Origin of the sequence: Aliivibrio fischeri ATCC 7744 = JCM 18803 = DSM 507 (assembly GCF_023983475.1) — a bacterium.
GTDB classification, from domain to species: Bacteria; Pseudomonadota; Gammaproteobacteria; order Enterobacterales; family Vibrionaceae; genus Aliivibrio; species Aliivibrio fischeri.
The window spans coordinates 1,194,051-1,212,768 of the sequence record NZ_CP092713.1 but is presented as its reverse complement, the minus strand read 5'-3'; the positions used below and the strand labels follow the sequence as shown (position 1 = coordinate 1,212,768).

Genomic DNA, 18,718 nt, shown 5'->3' with positions numbered 1-18,718 from the left:
TATTTTATGCGATGTTTAATTACTCAACAGTAATAATACGCATACAGTTTGTCGAACCAACGATATCCATAACGTCACCTTGAGTGATGATTACTTGGTCGCCAGTTGATAGTAAACCTTTAGATTTTAGTGTGTTGATTGCAGCATAAGTTGATGGAAGACCTGAATCTGCTTTCTCATCAAAGAATACTGGAGTCACACCACGGTAAAGCGCTGCACGGTTTAGCGTACCTTCGTTGCGAGATAGAGCAAAGATAGGTAGACCAGAGCTTAGACGAGACATCATAAGTGGAGTACGACCAGACTCAGTAAGTGTGATCATCGCTGTGATGCCTTCCATGTGGTTTGCTGCATACATAGTAGACATTGCGATTGTTTCTTCTGGTGTCGTGAAGCGACGGTCTAAACGGTGGTTAGATACGTTAACTGTTGGTACTTTTTCAGCACCCATACAAACACCAGCCATTGATGTTACAGTCTCAACAGGGAAGTCACCAGCCGCTGTTTCAGCAGAAAGCATTACCGCATCTGTACCATCAAGAACGGCGTTAGCAACGTCCATTACTTCAGCACGAGTAGGCATTGGGCTAGAAATCATTGATTCCATCATTTGTGTTGCAGTAATAACCGTACGGTTAAGGCTACGAGCACGACGGATCAGTTGTTTCTGAACACCAACTAGCTCCGGGTCGCCAATTTCAACACCTAGGTCACCACGAGCAACCATAACAACATCAGATGCAAGGATGATGTCATCCAGTGCTTCTTCAGACGCTACCGTTTCAGCACGTTCAACTTTAGCAACTAATTGTGCTTCAAGACCTGCATCACGAGCTAGACGACGAGCGTAGTTCATGTCTTCGCCGTTACGTGGGAAAGAAACCGCTAGGTAATCAACTTTCATTGCAGCAGCTGTAATGATGTCAGCTTTGTCTTTTTCTGTTAGTGCGTCAGCAGAAAGGCCACCGCCTTGCTTGTTGATGCCTTTATTGTTTGATATGTCTCGTCCTGAAATGTGTTTACACATTTAGGACTTTTATATGACAAATCAAGAAAAAACAAAGAATAAGCGAACTCAACGCGATTATTCATTAGGCTTTAAATTGCAGCTTGTTGCCGCTATAGAAAAAGGCGATATGACCTATAAGCAAGCTCAAAACATTTATGGCATTCAAGGTCGATCTACCGTACTTACTTGGTTAAGAAAACACGGTAAGATGGACTGGTCTCAATCACCTAAGATTATTATGCCTAAATCCCCGAAAGCGAAAGAATCGCCTGCACAAAAAATTAAACGTTTAGAGCGAGAGCTTGATGATGAAAGAATGCGTAATTTATTACTTAATGAAGTAGTGAATATCATGGACGCAGAACATGGTGCAGGCCTTAGAAAAAAGTATATTGCCAAGGAGCAAGAAGTCTTCAAAAGCAGAAAATGATCAGCTTAGAGCGAGCTAGTCAGCTACTTGGCATTACAAGACAATGTATATACCAACAAGAACGTAGAGCTCTGAAACGTGCCGTTGAACTTTCACCGGTTAAAAATATGGTGCAAGAAATTCGTCGATATATGCCTCGTATTGGAGGTAAAAAATTATATTTTTTACTTAAGCCCAAATTCATCACTCATGGCATAAAGTTAGGCAGAGATAACTTTTTTTCCTATTTAAGAAATGAGTGCTTATTAGTAAAACCTAAACGAAGTTATACAAAAACTACCTATAGTAAGCATTGGATGAAAAAACATCCTAATTTACTTAAAGAAGTAACACCTCAAGCATCTGAAGAGGTTTTTGTTAGTGATATCACTTACGTTCAATCACAAAAAGGTATTCATTATTTATCTTTAGTAACAGATGCTTATAGTCGAAAGATAATGGGATATGAATTAAGTGATGAAATGAAAGCTACTGATGTAGTCAAAGCTCTTGATATGGCGATAGATAGCCGTCAATATCAAAGGAGTACGATTCATCATTCAGACCGAGGATTACAGTATTGTTCAAAGGTTTATCAGGAAAAATTGAATAAAAATGATATTAAGCCATCAATGACGGATGGTTATGATTGCTATCAAAATGCATTAGCAGAGCGAATAAATGGGATACTTAAACAAGAGTTTCTTTTGTATGACTGTAAAGATTTAGAGGAGTTAAGGCATTTAGTTGAAGAATCTATTTTTATTTATAATGAAATGCGGCCACATTTAAGCTTGGGAATGAGTACACCAAATCAAGTACACAAAAAAGCCAAGTGCGTACGCACTTAGCTTTCAATTAAAAATCGTCAACGTATTTTAGGACGAGACAATAGAGGTCCAGCAACAGTTACTTCTGTGTGTACTTTGTTGCCTTCAACAGCAGTTACACGAAGTTGTACACGACCGTCATCAAGAAGAAGAACGTCGCCAGTAGTTACATCTTGAGGCAGTTCTTTGTAATCAAGGCCAACAGAGTCTTGGTTACCTTCACCTTTAGGTAAATCGCTATCTAGTGTGAATTTATCACCAATAGCTAATTGGATTTTACCTTCTTTAAACGTAGAAACACGGATCTTAGGGCCTTGTAAGTCACCTAGAATAGCAACGTGAGTACCAAGTTTTGCTGCGATTTCACGAACTTTTCGTGTACGCTCAATGTGATCTTCTGGGCTACCGTGAGAGAAGTTCATACGAACAACGTTTGCGCCAGCGGCAATGATTTTTTCTAGGTTATTATCACGATCTGTTGCAGGGCCAAGAGTGGTAACGATTTTTGTTCTACGTAGTCTGTTAGACATATAATCTCCAAAGTGGATGTTGTTTTATTTTTCCTATGCTTAAACATATATCGGCAATAGTGACAATACCATGACTCAAACAGGGTAAATGTAAAAAATTCTCACGCAATCGCTAAATATTTGTGCGTTTGAATAGAAAGTCGCCAATTTCTTTTGATACACGTTTCAATACAAAGTTCGGTAGCTCTTGGTTTTTGGCTAATTGGCTGAAGAGCGATAGTGACATTATCGAGTAACTCAACACCTTCTAATAATGCATCAAGTTGTTCAATATCTTTTGTTGTACCAACTGGGTGTTTAATCTCATTTGCACGAGATAGGGCGACTGGCAGAACAGGTAATTTGCCTTTCATGTTGATTTTTGGTGACACTGTCACCCAAGTGTTCTCTGAAGCAAGAATAGGGTAAGTACCACTGGTTTCTATTTGGCAGCGATAACCGTGCAGCTCTAGTTCTTGAGTTAATGAAGTAAGATCATACATACATGGTTCACCACCAGTAATCACCATGTGCTTTGCGGTATAACCTTGATTTTCCAACATTTCAATTATTTGAGTGCTCGACAGTTCTGTCCAACTAGGGGTATCTTCCGTTTTTGCTAAAATGGTTTGTAAATCCGTTTGATCACTTAATTCAACATCCCAAGTTTGCTTTGTATCACACCAAGAACAACCAACAGGGCAACCTTGTAAACGTAAAAATATAGATGGAACACCGGTAAATGTTCCTTCGCCTTGAATGGTCTCGAATAACTCGTTAATTTTAAATAATGGTGCTGACATAATTATTTTACTCAAATAAAAAACTATAAAATTTGGCGTTAAAATTCGTTGTGAAGTCGCATTTTTCGTAAATATTTCATAATCTTCGTGATAGATATCACGTAGGTAAATACTTAAGCTTCACAATTTGTTCGCAAAGTAAAAAAATTCAATTAATTGATATATTTTTTACTGGAGATACGTATGTACGTGGCCCAACCCGGACACATTGATCATTTAAAACAAGTAAATGCGGGCCGGGTGTATAAGTTAATTGACCAACTTGGCCCTATCTCACGCATAGACCTTTCTAAAGAGAGTAATCTAGCGCCGGCTAGTATTACCAAAATCACACGTGAACTTCTTGACGCACACCTTATCAAAGAAACTCAAGTACAAGAAGCAAATAGTCGTGGTAGACCTGCAATTGGCCTTGAAGTTGATAATGAAGGTTGGCAATTTTTATCTTTACGACTAGGACGAGGTTATTTAACCATTGCTTTGCACAGTCTTGGTGGTGAGCAGATCATTGAAGAAAGACAGTTAATCAAAGAGATTGAGCAAGATGAGCTACTTGCTAAGTTATTAAATGAAATTAACGTGTTCTTTCAAAAGCATTCTAAGATTTTAGGGCGAATTACTAGCATTGCTGTGTCATTACCGGGATTAGTGATTTCTTCACAAGGTCTGATCATTCAAATGCCTCACTATAATGTGAAAAATTTACCATTGGGCCCTAAGATCTACGAATCTACAGGCTTACCAGTATTCATAGGGAACGATACAAGAAGTTGGGCATTAGCAGAAAAGCTGTTTGGTAATTCAAAAAATATCGATAATTCTATTTTAGTGTCCATTCATCATGGTGTTGGTGCAGGCATCATTATGAATGGTGAAGTGCTGCAAGGTAGAACTGGTAATATCGGTGAAATGGGGCACATCAAGATCAATAAATTGGGTGCACGTTGTCATTGTGGTAATACTGGCTGTTTAGAGACTGTTGCGAGTGCAAAGGCGATTCGTGATCAAGTCAAAAACTTGATTAATAATGGCCATCAAACCGTCTTAAAAGATCAGACGATTACGATTGAAAACATTTGTCTTGCCGCAAACCAAGGTGACGTATTAGCTAAACAAGTCATTACTGAGCTTGGGCATAATTTGGGTGAAGCCATCGCTATTATGGTAAATCTATTTAACCCAGAAATGATATTGATAGGTGGGGAAATTAACCTTTCTAAAGATATTTTGTACCCAATCATCATGGATTCTATTCAAAACCAAGTATTGCCACTATATGCAAAAGATACGCAATTGGTTGAGAGTCGTTTTTATACTCAAGCCACCATGCCGGGAGCTGCATTGGTTAAGCAAGCAATGTGTGATGGTTCATTGCTAATGAAGGTGATAGAAGGTTAATTACCTCACCGTAAAGTATTAAAAAAGAGCAGCGAATTTGGCTGCTCTTTTCTTTTTATATTGATGAATGGATAAGATTAGTTCTGTTTTAAGAACTCAATTAAGGTATCAATATTTTGTTTTGTGATGTCTTTATGAGTCACAAAGCGAATAGGGTTGCCAGCAGAAAGCAAAATATCTTGTTCAAGTGCTTTATTACAAATGGTTTTGATATCTACTTTGTTGTCTAATTTAGCAAAAACAATATTAGTTTGAATATGCTCAACATTCACTGAAAATCCATTTACCGTATTTAACTGTTCAGCTAAATATTTAGCATTGGCATGGTCCACGGCCAGTTGTGGCACTTGCTCGGTTAATGCGAGTTTTCCAGCAGCAGCAAGAATGCCCGTTTGGCGCATACCGCCCCCCAGCATTTTTCTAATACGGCGAGTTTTTTTGATGTATTCTTTTGTGCCAAGCAGTAAAGAACCAATTGGTGCTGATAGGCCTTTTGATAAACAAATTGTCATACTATCAAAATGTTGAGCAATCTCTTTTATATCAACATCTAACGCAACTGCGGCATTATAGACGCGAGCCCCATCTAAATGCAGAGCAAGTTGATGTTTGTTCACAAATTCTCGAGCTTGAGCTAGGTAGCTTAACGGAAGAACCTTGCCATTAATGGTGTTTTCTAAGCTCAATAGTTTGGTTCTAGCAAAATGGAAGTCATCCGCTTTTATTGCAGCAGCCAGTTTTTCAAAGCATAAAGTGCCATCAGGATTATTTTCAATCGGCTGTGGTTGGATTGACCCTAATACTGCTGCGCCACCAGCTTCATATTTATAGTTATGGGCTTGTTGGCCACACAAATACTCATCTCCACGTTCACAGTGAGCCATAAGCCCTAATAGGTTTGCTTGTGTTCCTGATGAAGTGAACATTGCCGCTTCAAAACCATGGCGCTCAGCAGCCCATTGTTCTAACTCGTTTGTGGTTGGATCATCTCCATAAACATCATCACCAACCAGAGCATTAGCGATAGCTTTACGCATATTTGGTGTTGGACGGGTAACCGTATCAGAGCGAAAATCAATCATGGTATATCCTTTACTGCACTTATTTTTATATAGATAGATAACCTAGCACACAGCTTGTATCCATGAAAACAATGTTATTTGGGTTTTACAAAAAAATAACGAGTATGGTGATTTATATATTAAGAAGAGTGCAATTTATTACCTTTAAAGTAGAGGGATTCGACTAATTGATGAGTGTATATGGTTATTAATCAAACAATTGAGGCAATATGTAACTATAACGACTCTGAAATTTACATTATACTCAAGAGAAAGCAGTTATCTTAAGTGTAAGGGAATGTAATGCAAGGAACCTCAACGAGAACAAGCGCTGCACGTGCGCTGCTATCTGAACGAATTCAAAAACTCACTACCGCATTATCTGATGGTGTGTATGAACGTGAAGATACAATGCGACTATGCTTACTTGCCGCTTTGTCTGGTGAAAGCGTATTTTTATTAGGTCCTCCAGGTATTGCAAAAAGCTTAATAGCAAAACGATTAATTAAAGCGTTTGATAACAGCCGTTATTTTGAATATCTAATGACACGCTTTTCGACACCAGAAGAAGTGTTTGGTCCTCTCTCAATTCAAGAATTAAAAGATAACGGTAAATACGTTCGATTAACTCAAGGTTACTTACCTGATGCTCAAGTTGTTTTTTTAGATGAAATTTGGAAAGCAGGCCCTGCAATTCTTAATACACTACTGACCGTTGTTAATGAAAAAACATTTAAAAACGGTAATGAAATTTTTCCTGTCCCAATGCGACTTCTTATTTCGGCATCAAACGAATTACCCGATGAAGACAGCGGCTTAGATGCGCTCTATGACCGAATGTTAGTACGCGTATTTGTTAACCGTATTCAAAATAAAAATAACTTTAAATCCATGTTGATGACAGGGACGATTCAAGAAACTGAAATCGATCCATCATTAGTTGTAACGGACAGCGAGTACCATCAATGGCAAAAAGAACTGGATGGATTAACCTTATCCGATCAAGTTTTTGAAAAGCTATTTGAGTTAAAGACCATGCTTGAGCAAAACAACACGGCTTATGATGAAGATTTGTATGTATCTGATCGACGTTGGAAAAAATCCGTTAAATTATTAAAAGCATCCGCTTTCTTTAGTGGCCGTGATGAGATTAATCCGATGGATTTGTTGTTATTACAAGATTGTTTATGGACGACTCCTGAGAATAGAGAACAAGTACGTGAAAGTATTCGAGTCTTTGCATCAGAAAAAGCGTTTGATCAACAAGCGGTATTAATGAATATCGATATGATCTTAACGGATATGGCAGAAATGGAAGCCAAGATTCTGGCAAATCACAGTGTTGAACTGCACATGGAAACAGCCGGTAATCGCTTAATGAAAAAAGAAAGCTATGAATTCGATTTTCAAAAGGGTAAGCGCTTTAGTGTTGGTAATGCACATCAATTAATAAAATTAGTGATGCTTCAATCTAATATGTCAGTATCCGAAGGTGAAAAAGGCGATAGCCGCTGGGTTTATGTTAATCCTGATGACATCGAAAAGCAGATGAAAGAAGGCAAAGCCTCGGTATATGGTTATGTAAACCAGAACCCAAGTCTGTGCATGCTTAATTTTGAATTAGATGCGGATTCCAGATTAGTAATCAAAGATATCGCAAATCGTTCTGTTCTTGTCGGTATGGTTGGTCATAATGACCCAACTGAAAGTCAATTTGAGGCATGGGCAGAGCAAGTTTCTGTAAATCAAAAGAAATTAGATGAAGCAGAACATCAACTGTTAAAGAGTCGAACTCAATTTCATGCAGCTTTACCTCATAACTTTATTGAAGAAACTTTGCCTTCAGTGATTGAAAACAGTCTACAGTTATTAACTCAACGTATTGAGGGATGTAAAACTCAATTTAATAACTCCAGTCGACGAGTAATGAAGTTTAGCGATTATTATTCTTAATAAGTAATAAGGACAAATATGTTAGGTGCTGATGCCTTAAACTTGGTAATGATGGTAGCAGAATCAGGGATGATTGATTCTTCGATCGCTGAGGTCCTTTCGCGTCCGCAATTTCTGACAGCTGCCAAATCAAACCCTAATATAAAACCAACCATTAAGAATCATATTTTGAAATGGCGTGGCAAAGTTAAGCATAAAATGACCAAAGTATGCGAAACAGAGCGTATTCAAGATGAACTGGCTTTATATCAGGATGTGATTTATTGGAGCGAAAATGAGTTTTATCAACGCATTGATGAGATTGTATCTAAGCTAAAATGGCACTCTGCATTTTACGTGGAAGCAAAACAACTGGCTAATGATAACAAAGGGTTAATGAACCCAATGTTCCCTCGATTCTTTTGTGAACGTTGGTATCAAAGTTTGTCGGATGCAATCAAAAAAGCGCAGTTAAGTGAATTAAAAGAAGATAAAGAAAAACTCCTTGCTGACTTGTATCAACGAATTGAAACATTAAAAACCATGGAGTCTGTTACTGCTGAAGGTGATGAAGCTCAAATCGGTAAACTGTGGGATATGGCATCAGCAAAATTGACCAAATCTAATGTAGATATCATGAAACTACATGCACGGTTTCTGAAGAAAAATAAAGGATTGCAAGACATCGCCTCTAAGTTAGGACGTATGGCAAATGAAGCTGAACATAGTGATAAATCACAAGCTATGGCTGAAGAAGTCAAAGTGGTGGAAGAGAAAAGTGATTTTGTAACTGACGATATTGTTGGTGTTCATGAAGGTGATGATTTAAGTCGTTTACTTCCTAATGAAACTTTATTTTTATCGCATCCAGAACTTGAAGTTATTTTTTATCAGCACCTTATTGATAAACGCTTGATGAACTATCGAATGCAAGGAGCAGATCGTAAGTTACGTAAAGTGACGGCTCAATCAAGAGCAGCAAGTAATGCTCTTATTGAAAAAGGGCCGTTTGTTGTTTGTGTCGATGCATCAGGTTCCATGAGTGGCTTTCCTGAGCAATGTGCAAAAGCGTTAGCTTATGGATTAATGCAGATCGCATTGGCAGAAGAGCGAGATTGTTATGTAATTCTGTTTTCGACTCAGCAAATCACATATGAATTAAGTAAACAGGATGGCTTGAAAGAAGTCGCTGATTTCCTATCGTATAAATTTCATGGTGGTACAGATTTAGAGCCCGTGTTGGAAAAATCAATTCAGTTGATGCATGGGGATAAGTATAAAAACGCAGATTTAGTGGTATTGTCTGATTTTATAGCACCGACACATTCAGAAAAGATAGATGCAATGGTAGGGGATTTGAAAAAACATCAGAACCGATTTCATGCGGTGTGTTTATCAAAATATGGAAATCCAGCATTAATGGCGATGTTTGACCACACATGGGCATATCATCCATCAATGCTAGGGAGACTAACGCAAATTCGCTAATTAGTCTTCTTTCACGAAACGTACTTTTGAAAAGCCAAGCTTTGTAAAGTAGCTGTGACGGAAATCTTTAACCGCACCAGGGTTATTTGATGCCATTTCAACTTGCTTCAACATAGTATCGAAATCTGAGATATCAATACCTTCAGCAGCTGCTGCAGCTTCAAATGGGCCGTGAAATTCACGAAAAGAGAAAGGGATCTCTTTTGTTTCAGACTTGTAAGTATAACGAACGATACGAGCCATTATTTCTCCGAAAAAGGATGGCACTAAAACCATCCAATATTAATTATTTTTTGAAGATTTCAGCAAGTTCACGCTTCATGATTGGATCACGACGTGCTTTTTTGATTTGCTTAACTAGATCTTTCACACAGTTGTGTAAAACTTGATCAAGAAGTTGTGAACGGTATTCAGCTTGAGCATCTTCGTCCATGTTTTCTGGTAGGTCTAAGTTTTCGAACTCAGCCATGAAATCATAACCAGCGTAGCTTTGGCTTAGAGAAACTAAAGCGTGGAATTGCTCAAAATTATCCAGTACTTTTTGAGCACTTGCTGGCATTTCATCCCAAGATTCACGAACAGCGATTTCAGCTACTTCGTGCACAGAAACAAGCATGTGCCACATTTCTTCAGGAACGTTTTCAAATTCGATAACTTTTTTAAGTTCAGGAGAGATCGTTTCTAGATCGATAGCTTCTTTTTGTGTGTTTTCAACTTCAGACATGGGAATTTCTCGTCATATAAAAGGGAAATGGTAACTAGACCATCAGAAATGTCAATTTTATTCATTCCTATAAGGGATATTTGATAAGAAATCGTGGTTTTAATAAGCGAAAAGCAGGAATCAACATCACATTTATCACCGTTTTTCATTAAAGAAACGATTATAAACGTCGATATTAAGAGTAGGAATTATATTACTCGGATTGATCATGCTAAGACTTTTACCATTATTTGCTTCATTATTATTTGTTGGGTGTGCACCTCAAGGAAGTAGTTTATTAGATACCGCACCAAAGACGAAAGAAGATGCACCGTTCCCTAATTTTGAAAATCCTGAAACTGCGCCCGTTGAAGAGGTGGATACGTCAGAAATGACACGTGCATTGACTGGACCTAATGGTGAGTTAAAAGACGATGACATGCGACAAGTTGCTCAACAATTAACAAATATGGGTATTCAATATCACAAAGTAGGTAATGACCAACTGGTGATAAGCATTCAAGAAAAAGTGCATTTTTCTAGCGCTAAAGCGGAATTAACGCCTTTAGCACGCTCACTACTTAATAAATTAATTGTCGTTATGGCGAGTAAACCAGAACTAGCACTAGTGCTTGATGGTCATACGGATGTGACTGGTGATCCGATTAAGAATCAGAACTTATCTGAACAACGTTCTAACGAAGTACGTCGCTATTTATTAGCGAATAAACTAAATGCGAGTCAATTATACTCTCGAGGCTTTGGTGAATATCTACCGTTATGTGATAACGATACGATCCTAGGTCGTAAATGTAATCGAAGAGTGGAAATTACCATCTTAAAAATTCACTGGTAATAGCATAAAAATGGCCCTTGTTATTTGAGGGCTATTTTGTAGATGTTTATTAACTTAGTTAGCAGCAACCGATTGTTCTACATAAGTCTTTGTTCCCCACAATGGCACCGTTAATAAACTATGCTTAAAGCTGCCTTCCGTTTCTTTTGTTGTGTATGACAAGTACAGCAACGTTTGGTTTTCAGCATCGCAAATACGTCTAATTTTCATTGAATTGAGAAAATAGTTTTAGATTGCTTGAAAACAACCTCTCCAGATTTACTTCTGTCAATTTTAACGATCATTTCAGGTGTAATTTTATCTGTTTACGACATGAGATAGAGTTGTCACTTGTTGCAGAAAGGCTTAAATTTATATCAAGATGACTATTATAAGACTCTTATTGTATGAATTTTTGGATGAAACTGATGATGTTTTTACCACTTTTTTAAGTCGGAGCTGTTTAATTTTACGACTACAGTAAAGATTGCTATTTAAAATAGAGATCCCTATTCAAATTTAGACTTAAACTACGTTAAAGAGTTTGTCTAATATAAATAAATTATTTTGAGTTATTGTAAGGGGCGAATATAATCGCGCCGATCTCTCAAATGATGAAAATGAGTTGTATCAAAAATAATTTATAAAATTAATGACGATAAATGTAGAGCATTTCTATAATGTAAACAGGTTCGTTACATATTAAATCGGAAACAATGTGAAAAAATATATAATATTCTCGTTTTTACTTTTTGTTGTAGCGTGCAATGACGAGTCAATAAATATTAATAAGCCAACAGCTGGCGGAGGCAATGATAAGTATTCACAAATCAGTGACTTCATAGAATCAAATGGTGAAAATGATTTTGATAGCAAACTTCTTTCTGATATAGGAGGGGATATTTATCAAGCGACAAATGATACGTTATATAAAGCAATTCTTCTGAGTTTGGATAAAAATAATTTAGAGAATAATTCTATATTCAGAGTAATTGAAAATGGTAATGAGTTATCTATCAATATAAAGAATTTAAGGAATGTAATTTATTATTCGCCATCATCGATTGGTGTGCATGAGAACAATGGTTTTGATATTGATTTCTATAACGACTTAAAACAACGTTTTGATGTTTTTGATGGTTATATTAAGTCAAAAAAATACAGTGCTATTAATGACACTAAAGATAGTGTGATGAACACTGTTTTAAAAGATGGGATTATTGATTTTAATGTGATAGCTAAGGATTTCTTAGGTGAGATGGAATCATTTGAAATGGTAAGTTTTTATCGAGGTAATTATAATTACATCCATTCGCTTAATTCAGCAAACATCTTTGCGCAAAGAGAGGGGCTTAGTTTTGGATTTATAGATCAGCATAAGGCACCTGGTAGTGACTCAAAACTATTCGTCTTAAGAAATGATCATTTCTTTCCGTGGGATTTTAATTCGCAATACGCCAATATGTCGAAAGTCTCAAGAAATGTTATTGAATATTTCTCAAAGGGAAAAGAGTATGTGATAAATAACAGGACATCGACTAATGGCTTGCAAAATGAATACTCAAAGTTTACAGATGGGAGAATTTCATTTACTCATTCTGTAGAAGACTATGAGCAATATGATGCGTATTACTCTAATTCTACTGAGTACCATAATGACTTTGAAACTAAAGAAGAGTGCGCAAAGGTTGAGAATGCCATAAAAAATGGAGTTGATTTAATTGTGTTTAATCAGACTGGTCGATATGGTAATGATGGAACAACTAAAGACTTATGTATGATTGATTTGGTTCGTGATTATTACGGGATTGAAATGTCAGAGCATAAAGATCAGCACAAGAGAAGCTATACATTTCAAACCAAAGATTATCCATATCTCGCCACTCTATCTGGTACAAGTGGTCTGCTTGGTGGCAAAGAGTCATTGAGAATCAACTCAATTAAAATGCAGCATCCTAAGCATGACGGATGGCTCAAGTCAATTGAGTATCTAAGCGACAAGGTTTCTGGATATGATGTTAGTGAAATGAAAGATAATTTAATAGTATCTTTTAATGATAGAGATTTTGATAAATATGTAACTAATATTAATAATCTACATGCGTTTAACTCATCATTCTTCTCAGAGTATGACTTGAGCTTCTCATTGGTTAGGGATGGTAGTTTTCTAAAGATTGAGCATCCTATATTCAGTGGCAAGGTTTTCGAATACTCATTTGATTTTGGTAAAACGTTCTCAGCAGCGTCAGACGTAGGTATTCTTACTGGTGGCAGGTCGTTCTCTAAAGATCAAATAAAAGTTCGTTACAACAATGACTTTATTAAATTTATTGGTTCAGATTTTAACTCAGTGATCGCTTTTGGTGAACAAATTTTACCTGAGTCAAATAAGCCAAAGGTTTTTGATGTAAATCACCCTAGCTATGTATCTCCTGATGGTGCTTACAAAGTTTACGGTAATAGCATTGAAGGTCATGGTATGGATTTAGTGATCATAGGTGATGGTTATTTAGATCGAGACCAAGCTTTATTTGATGAGCATGTTCAAAACCTAATGGACGAAGGGTTTTATTATTATGATAATCTTCCTGCGCACCTTAGTGCTGTTAATTTCCACACAATCTTCACGGTATCCAATGAACGCGGTGCAGATAATGTAATAGAAGAAGGTTGCAGTTATGATAAGCATGACAACTGCACAAGAGCATCTACGTCTTCAGCTTTCTTACCGAAAGACACCGCTATTGATGGTTCGAAGAACTTAAGAAACCGCACTTATCAAGTTAATCATGATAAGGCAAATGCATACATTAAAAAATACATTAATCATTACGACAATAGGATTGCGCTGATCAATTCAAACGTATATGGCGGTGTAGGTGGAAACATATCCGTTGCGAATAAAATGAATCCTCACGTATTTATTCATGAGCTTGGACATGGTTTTGCAGGTCTAAGAGACGAATATGATTATGGCAACTCAGGGGTTCCAGACCCAACTTATTGTTACCTTAATGCGTGTGCAGTATTTGAAAGTCGTGACTGGAAGCACTTAATGGATGCATCTATCACTATAGATACGGTTTGTAAATCTGGGAGCGACTGTGCTCCTGAAACGTTGGGTTGGTTTGAAGGTAGTTATACTTATGCAAAAGGCATGTGGCGACCAACAAACAACTCCATAATGAAAAGTCTAGGTCAGCCTTTTCATGCTTATAACTCAGAAATATGGGCAATGAAAACCTATGAAAGATCGGGTGGGCAATTTAGTGTTATTAGTCCAATAAGCGAAAGCATTACAGCTAGCACTAATGAAGTTATTGATTTTAGCATATTCCCGTTTAATGAACTTGCTATGTACAAGGGTCAAGAGATTCGAGGTCAAGAGTTCAAGTGGTATATAAATGATGCTTATATGCCACAGTATGATAATCTTACCAGCATAAGCTATAGCGTTCTTGATTCGGAACCAACTACTATCAAAGTGATTTCGAAAGATGTGACAGGTATTATTGTTAGGGAAGAGGCGTTAACGGATGAGCATGTATGGAATATTAATCATCCAAACCGTATTAGCTCGGATAAAACACAACCTAACTATCGATACACATTTGAAGTTGCACAGGGCGCTTTAAGAGTTAAAGATAAGGAAGAGGTAAATAAGCAAGTCTCACCTAATGATATAAGCCCTAATGTGTTTGATGGTTACTTATTAGAGTTAAGCAATGGAACTGATAAGTATTATTATAATCCCTCAAATAGATACTATTCTCATGAAGAGAATCAACTAACACAGGAAAATAGTGGTATGGAAGGCTTGATTTTTGATGTGGTGATTACCTCTGATATGCAGTTAATAGGTAATGACTATAGCGCAAGGCTTATTCATGATAAAGAAAAAATCGAAGTTATGAATCCAATTCCTTTAATTTAAAATAATTTATCTTTGATGGTTAGGATTTTTTAATCCTAGTCATCAGAGGAATAATGAAGTTTGATCATAGTAGTGATGTTTATTTTTATATGGATGTTCCAAATGAATTTGATATCGTATCTTTTGATATATTTAATCCGGAGAATAAAAAACTCCAGATAATGAAAGTAACACATTGATTCGGAGTGTGATGCCACTCATCTGAGTGGCTTCATTAATATTTGTTTAATTTCCTACGACAGGTTGTTCTACGTAAGCCTTTGTTCCCCATAATGGCACCGTTGATAAACTATGCTTAAAGCTACCTTCCGTTTCTTTAGTTGTGTATGACAAGTACAGTAATGTTTGGTTTTCAGCATCGTAAATACGTCTAACTTTCATTGATTTAAAGAAAATACTTTTAGATTGCTTGAAAACAACCTCACCAGATTTACTTCTGTCAATTTGAGCGATCATTTCAGGTGTGATTTCACCAGTTTGACGACATGAGATAGAGCTGTCACTTGGATCAGAAAGACTTAAATTTGCTTCAACTGATGCGATGTGGCAAGTAACACCTGGGATCTTTTCATCATCCAAGTTTGAAATTTTAATGTCTTTCATGGTGAACATACCTAGTGATACATCACCAACTTCGTTATCAGAACAAGCGCTAAGCATAGTTGTGATAGCAAGTGCAAAAATGATTTTTTTCATTAAAGATTCTCTGATTTTAAACGATATAGAAGAGTGTAGCATAAGGATGTCATCACTTTAGCATAAAGTAAGTAACCTTATGCATAAAAGCATTAATTGGATTTCTGAATTCAGGTGATATGTATTAGTATGCGTTGGATAAAATATATGAGTGGAGATATAACTTGAAAAAACAAATGATTACTGTTGCTTTAATGGTTCTTTTATTAAGCGCTTGTAGCTCTCCATCCCAGCCACGCATGTGCGTTCCTGATTTTTGCAATATATGGGGTCAATGATTCAAGTTAGATTGCTTTTATCTTCGATTCAACGTATCAATCTCATCAATTTAAGCCTATAATCAACGGGTTCAAGACATTGTTAGGATTTTAGAATGAAAGTATGTGGCGTAGAGCTTAAAGGTAATGAAGCAATCATCTGTTTAATCAATAAATCAGATGGCATGATCGACTTACCTGATTGTCGAGTAGCTAAATTTGATATTGTTGAGCCATCAAAAACGGAATCAATCCGTGATTTTCAATTTAAATTTAAAAAATTAATGCAAGATTACCAAGTTGAAACGGTTGTTATCAAAGAACGTTTAATGAAAGGTAAATTTGCAGGTGGTGCTGTTGGCTTTAAATTAGAAGCTGCAATTCAACTTATTGAAGATGTTGAAGTAGAAGTTCTTAGCGCTGCTGATCAAAAAGCAAGCCTGAAACGCGCTCCAGAAATGATTCGCGTAAAAGAAATTGGTCTAAAAGGCTACCAACAAGATGCCTACGAAACAGGTTATGCATTTTTGAATTTCTAATTTAAATAAAGGATGGGGTACCATCCTTTTTTGTAGGTGATATGAACAGCGAAACATTCAACAAGAACAAGTTATCTTGGTTGGCAGAACAGGTAAATGTTGATTTCCCAACCCCTGAAAGTCTTAGAGGTAGAGATATCTACCTAAGTCAAAATGCATGCGCACCAACTAAGCTTGAATTTGTTAATTCAAATATTCCTGATGGCGTATTTGTTTTACCTGTTACAGAGCATAGGCTAACCATTCGTTGGGCAATGATTGTTGCAAAACAATGGGATAAAGAATATGACGACGTTCTTGAGTTTTTGACTCAAATTGAATTGTCAGAAGAATATCAGTTATTTGTTGCTTTAAATGGAATGATGCCAATTGCTGCGTGCTTATCGCAAGTTATTGATGGCGAATTATTTATTTCAGATATTGTTATTACGGATAATACCCTTGATGTTGATGGATTCTTAGGATCTGTAATGGAGCAACAATCAAGTTTACATGGGACTACTTTTACAACTTGTATTAAAGCCTAATACATCTTCAGAGTCTTGAAACATGCGTCATTACCTATCTCTAGTTTGTGGTTTTGTTTTCTTATTTGCACCAATGAGTTTGCTTGCTCATGAAATGAAACCACTGAACATACTCGTGTTGCATTCATATAGTCCATCTTATGAATGGACAATGAATATACAACAGGGGATTTCAGAATCCATTGCTAAAGTTGATCGAAATGTTCGACTTTCTGTTGAGTACATGGATTCTAAGCGTGTAAACGGTAACGACTACAAAGCGCAATATCTAACATATTTGAAGCACAAATACTCGGAAGGGTATTTTGATGCGATCATTGCATCGGATGATAATGCACTTAATTTCTTAATTAAAAACGCAAACACAACTTTTCCTAAGCTACCTATCGTTGCTGTAGGTATCAATAATTTGTCAATTGATTTAGCTGATATTGAAGATAGAACAACCGTTTACTATGAACGTGACCATATCGTAAAAAATTTAAAGCTCTCGCAATCTCTTTTCCCTGAAAGAAAAACAGTATATTTGTTTAGTGATAACAGTTTAACTTCCCAACTTGTAAGAAAACAATTCATAGAAGACGCTAAGGTGTTTCCTAACTTAACAGTTAAAATCATTGATGATTTATCTTTAAAAGAAGCGGAGCTGTTCTTGGCAAAGGCGGGCGATGATTCGGTCGCTTTCCTAACTCATTTTAATACTGAGTTAAAAAAAGGGAATTACTATGACTATGGGGCGATAGCTTCAGTGTTGTCCAAGAAAAGCAACATACCTATTTTTGTATTTTGGGAACACTATATTGGATATGGTGTGTTAGGTGGTTATGTTAACCGTTCCTACGCTTTAGGGATCCAATCTATTTTATCGCTATCAAATAAATTACATTTTACGGTTAACGAAAAAGTATCAGCATATCCTGTAGCATGGGAAGGTTATGTATTTGATTATGGAATTGTAGATAAATTCAATATAGATAGAGATGATTTACCTTATGCTTCAAGCATTGTTAACGAGCCTGAATCATTCTTATATAAAAACAGAAATATCATATCCGTAACGGCTCTGCTTATCATTATGATGTTAGGGATAATCGTTACTCAGTACATTGCGATTTTACGTAAAAAAGAGTTAGACGAGAATAAAACGCATATTCTTAAATTACAAAAGAAAACGTTGAACGTTCAAAAAGAGATGATCAACGTCCTCGGTGAAGCAATCGAGACCCGTTCTGGTGAAACGGGTAATCACGTAAAGCGTGTGGCAAAAATGTCTTCTTTGCTTGGGCGTTTATATGAGTTACCAAAATCAGAATATAAATTGCTTGAAGTTATTAGCCCTATGCATGATGTTGGAAAAATAGGGATCCCTGAAGCTATTTTAGATAAACCCGGCAAGTTAACACCAGAAGAAAGAACCATTATCGAGACCCATACTATTATGGGGTACAAATTATTGATGTCTGGTGATGGCGAAATAATGCAATCAGCAGCTCGAATTGCATTAGAGCACCATGAAAGATGGGATGGGAAAGGGTACCCAAATCAGCTAAAGGGCGAAGAAATTCATATTTTCGCAAGAATAACAGCCATTGTTGATGTCTTTGATGCCCTGATGAGTAAACGTTGTTATAAAGAAGCGTGGCCATTGGAAAGAGTTATTGAGCTGTTTAAACAAGAACGGGGTCGACAATTTGATCCCAATTTGTCTCAATTATTTCTAGATAATATATACAGTTTTATTGATATTCGACTTGAATACCCGGATTAAAAATAATTTAATTTCTTGAT

At 36.6% G+C, this 18,718-nt stretch carries 14 protein-coding genes and 3 pseudogenes; 9 read left to right on the top strand and 8 right to left on the bottom strand.

Going from position 1 to position 18,718, the window contains the following annotated elements; all coding sequences use genetic code 11:
- Nucleotides 1–19: 19 nt before the first annotated feature.
- Nucleotides 20–1,009 (bottom strand): annotated as a pseudogene (gene pyk, locus AVFI_RS19020) (pyruvate kinase); the annotation flags it as partial.
- Between the two features lie 31 nt (nucleotides 1,010–1,040).
- Between pyk and AVFI_RS19015 the strand changes: the two are divergent.
- A protein-coding gene (locus AVFI_RS19015) for an IS3 family transposase (RefSeq protein WP_408580437.1) occupies nucleotides 1,041–2,269 on the top strand; the annotation gives its coding sequence in 2 pieces (ribosomal slippage) (nucleotides 1,041–1,404 and nucleotides 1,404–2,269; 1,230 coding nt in all).
- Between the two features lie 41 nt (nucleotides 2,270–2,310).
- Here AVFI_RS19015 and AVFI_RS19010 read toward each other — a convergent pair.
- Both AVFI_RS19010 and queE read right to left on the bottom strand, forming a co-directional pair.
- Nucleotides 2,311–2,778 (bottom strand): annotated as a pseudogene (locus AVFI_RS19010) (pyruvate kinase); the annotation flags it as partial.
- Nucleotides 2,779–2,879: 101 nt separating this feature from the next.
- Complete coding sequence (gene queE / locus AVFI_RS19005; protein WP_054775749.1) at nucleotides 2,880–3,560, bottom strand: 7-carboxy-7-deazaguanine synthase QueE; 681 nt, start codon at nucleotides 3,558–3,560, stop codon at nucleotides 2,880–2,882.
- Between the two features lie 183 nt (nucleotides 3,561–3,743).
- Here queE and mlc point away from each other — a divergent pair, with 183 nt between their 5' ends.
- Nucleotides 3,744–4,958 (top strand): sugar metabolism global transcriptional regulator Mlc, encoded by a 1,215-nt coding sequence (gene mlc / locus AVFI_RS19000; protein WP_005422660.1) that lies wholly within the window; start codon nucleotides 3,744–3,746, stop codon nucleotides 4,956–4,958.
- 77 nt (nucleotides 4,959–5,035) lie between these two features.
- On the opposite strand, the gene ltaE is transcribed toward mlc, so the two are convergent.
- Complete coding sequence (gene ltaE / locus AVFI_RS18995; RefSeq protein ID WP_188863661.1) at nucleotides 5,036–6,040, bottom strand: low-specificity L-threonine aldolase; 1,005 nt, start codon at nucleotides 6,038–6,040, stop codon at nucleotides 5,036–5,038.
- Between the two features lie 282 nt (nucleotides 6,041–6,322).
- On the opposite strand from ltaE, the gene AVFI_RS18990 reads away from it, so the two are divergent.
- A complete protein-coding gene (locus AVFI_RS18990) occupies nucleotides 6,323–7,972 on the top strand; it encodes an ATPase RavA domain-containing protein (RefSeq protein WP_188863660.1) in 1,650 nt (549 codons plus the stop codon).
- Nucleotides 7,973–7,990: 18 nt separating this feature from the next.
- Nucleotides 7,991–9,439 carry an ATPase RavA stimulator ViaA gene (gene viaA, locus AVFI_RS18985; RefSeq protein WP_188863659.1) on the top strand — a complete coding sequence of 483 codons (1,449 nt, stop codon included), beginning with the start codon at nucleotides 7,991–7,993 and terminating at the stop codon, nucleotides 9,437–9,439.
- Here the strand turns inward: viaA and AVFI_RS18980 are convergent, their stop codons facing one another.
- Together AVFI_RS18980 and AVFI_RS18975 are read right to left on the bottom strand one after the other, a co-directional pair.
- On the bottom strand, nucleotides 9,440–9,682 hold the full coding sequence (locus AVFI_RS18980; protein ID WP_005422664.1) for a DUF2960 domain-containing protein: 243 nt from the start codon (nucleotides 9,680–9,682) through the stop codon (nucleotides 9,440–9,442).
- A 43-nt stretch (nucleotides 9,683–9,725) separates the two neighbouring features.
- On the bottom strand, nucleotides 9,726–10,163 hold the full coding sequence (locus tag AVFI_RS18975; RefSeq protein ID WP_069581250.1) for a DUF3069 domain-containing protein: 438 nt from the start codon (nucleotides 10,161–10,163) through the stop codon (nucleotides 9,726–9,728).
- A gap of 208 nt (nucleotides 10,164–10,371) precedes the next feature.
- On the opposite strand from AVFI_RS18975, the gene AVFI_RS18970 reads away from it, so the two are divergent.
- Nucleotides 10,372–10,998: an OmpA family protein gene (locus AVFI_RS18970; protein WP_054775750.1), complete on the top strand. Its 627-nt coding sequence runs from the start codon at nucleotides 10,372–10,374 to the stop codon at nucleotides 10,996–10,998.
- Nucleotides 10,999–11,052: 54 nt separating this feature from the next.
- On the opposite strand, the pseudogene AVFI_RS18965 reads toward AVFI_RS18970, so the two are convergent.
- Nucleotides 11,053–11,359: pseudogene (locus AVFI_RS18965) on the bottom strand (CreA family protein); the annotation flags it as partial.
- Between the two features lie 336 nt (nucleotides 11,360–11,695).
- On the opposite strand from AVFI_RS18965, the gene AVFI_RS18960 reads away from it, so the two are divergent.
- The gene (locus AVFI_RS18960; RefSeq protein WP_188863658.1) at nucleotides 11,696–14,911 is read left to right on the top strand and encodes a M64 family metallopeptidase; all 3,216 of its coding nucleotides are present in this window, start codon (nucleotides 11,696–11,698) and stop codon (nucleotides 14,909–14,911) included.
- Between the two features lie 225 nt (nucleotides 14,912–15,136).
- Here the strand turns inward: AVFI_RS18960 and AVFI_RS18955 are convergent, their stop codons facing one another.
- A complete protein-coding gene (locus tag AVFI_RS18955) occupies nucleotides 15,137–15,607 on the bottom strand; it encodes a CreA family protein (RefSeq protein ID WP_188863657.1) in 471 nt (156 codons plus the stop codon).
- Nucleotides 15,608–15,980: 373 nt separating this feature from the next.
- On the opposite strand from AVFI_RS18955, the gene AVFI_RS18950 reads away from it, so the two are divergent.
- The 3 genes from AVFI_RS18950 to AVFI_RS18940 are packed head-to-tail and all read left to right on the top strand — an operon-like array spanning nucleotide 15,981 to nucleotide 18,698.
- Complete coding sequence (locus tag AVFI_RS18950; protein ID WP_054775757.1) at nucleotides 15,981–16,403, top strand: DUF3010 family protein; 423 nt, start codon at nucleotides 15,981–15,983, stop codon at nucleotides 16,401–16,403.
- Nucleotides 16,404–16,444: 41 nt separating this feature from the next.
- Nucleotides 16,445–16,930, top strand: a complete 486-nt coding sequence (locus AVFI_RS18945) for a hypothetical protein (RefSeq protein WP_054775758.1) — start codon at nucleotides 16,445–16,447, stop codon at nucleotides 16,928–16,930.
- A gap of 22 nt (nucleotides 16,931–16,952) precedes the next feature.
- Complete coding sequence (locus AVFI_RS18940) at nucleotides 16,953–18,698, top strand: HD domain-containing phosphohydrolase (protein ID WP_065604602.1); 1,746 nt, start codon at nucleotides 16,953–16,955, stop codon at nucleotides 18,696–18,698.
- Nucleotides 18,699–18,718 lie beyond the last annotated feature (20 nt).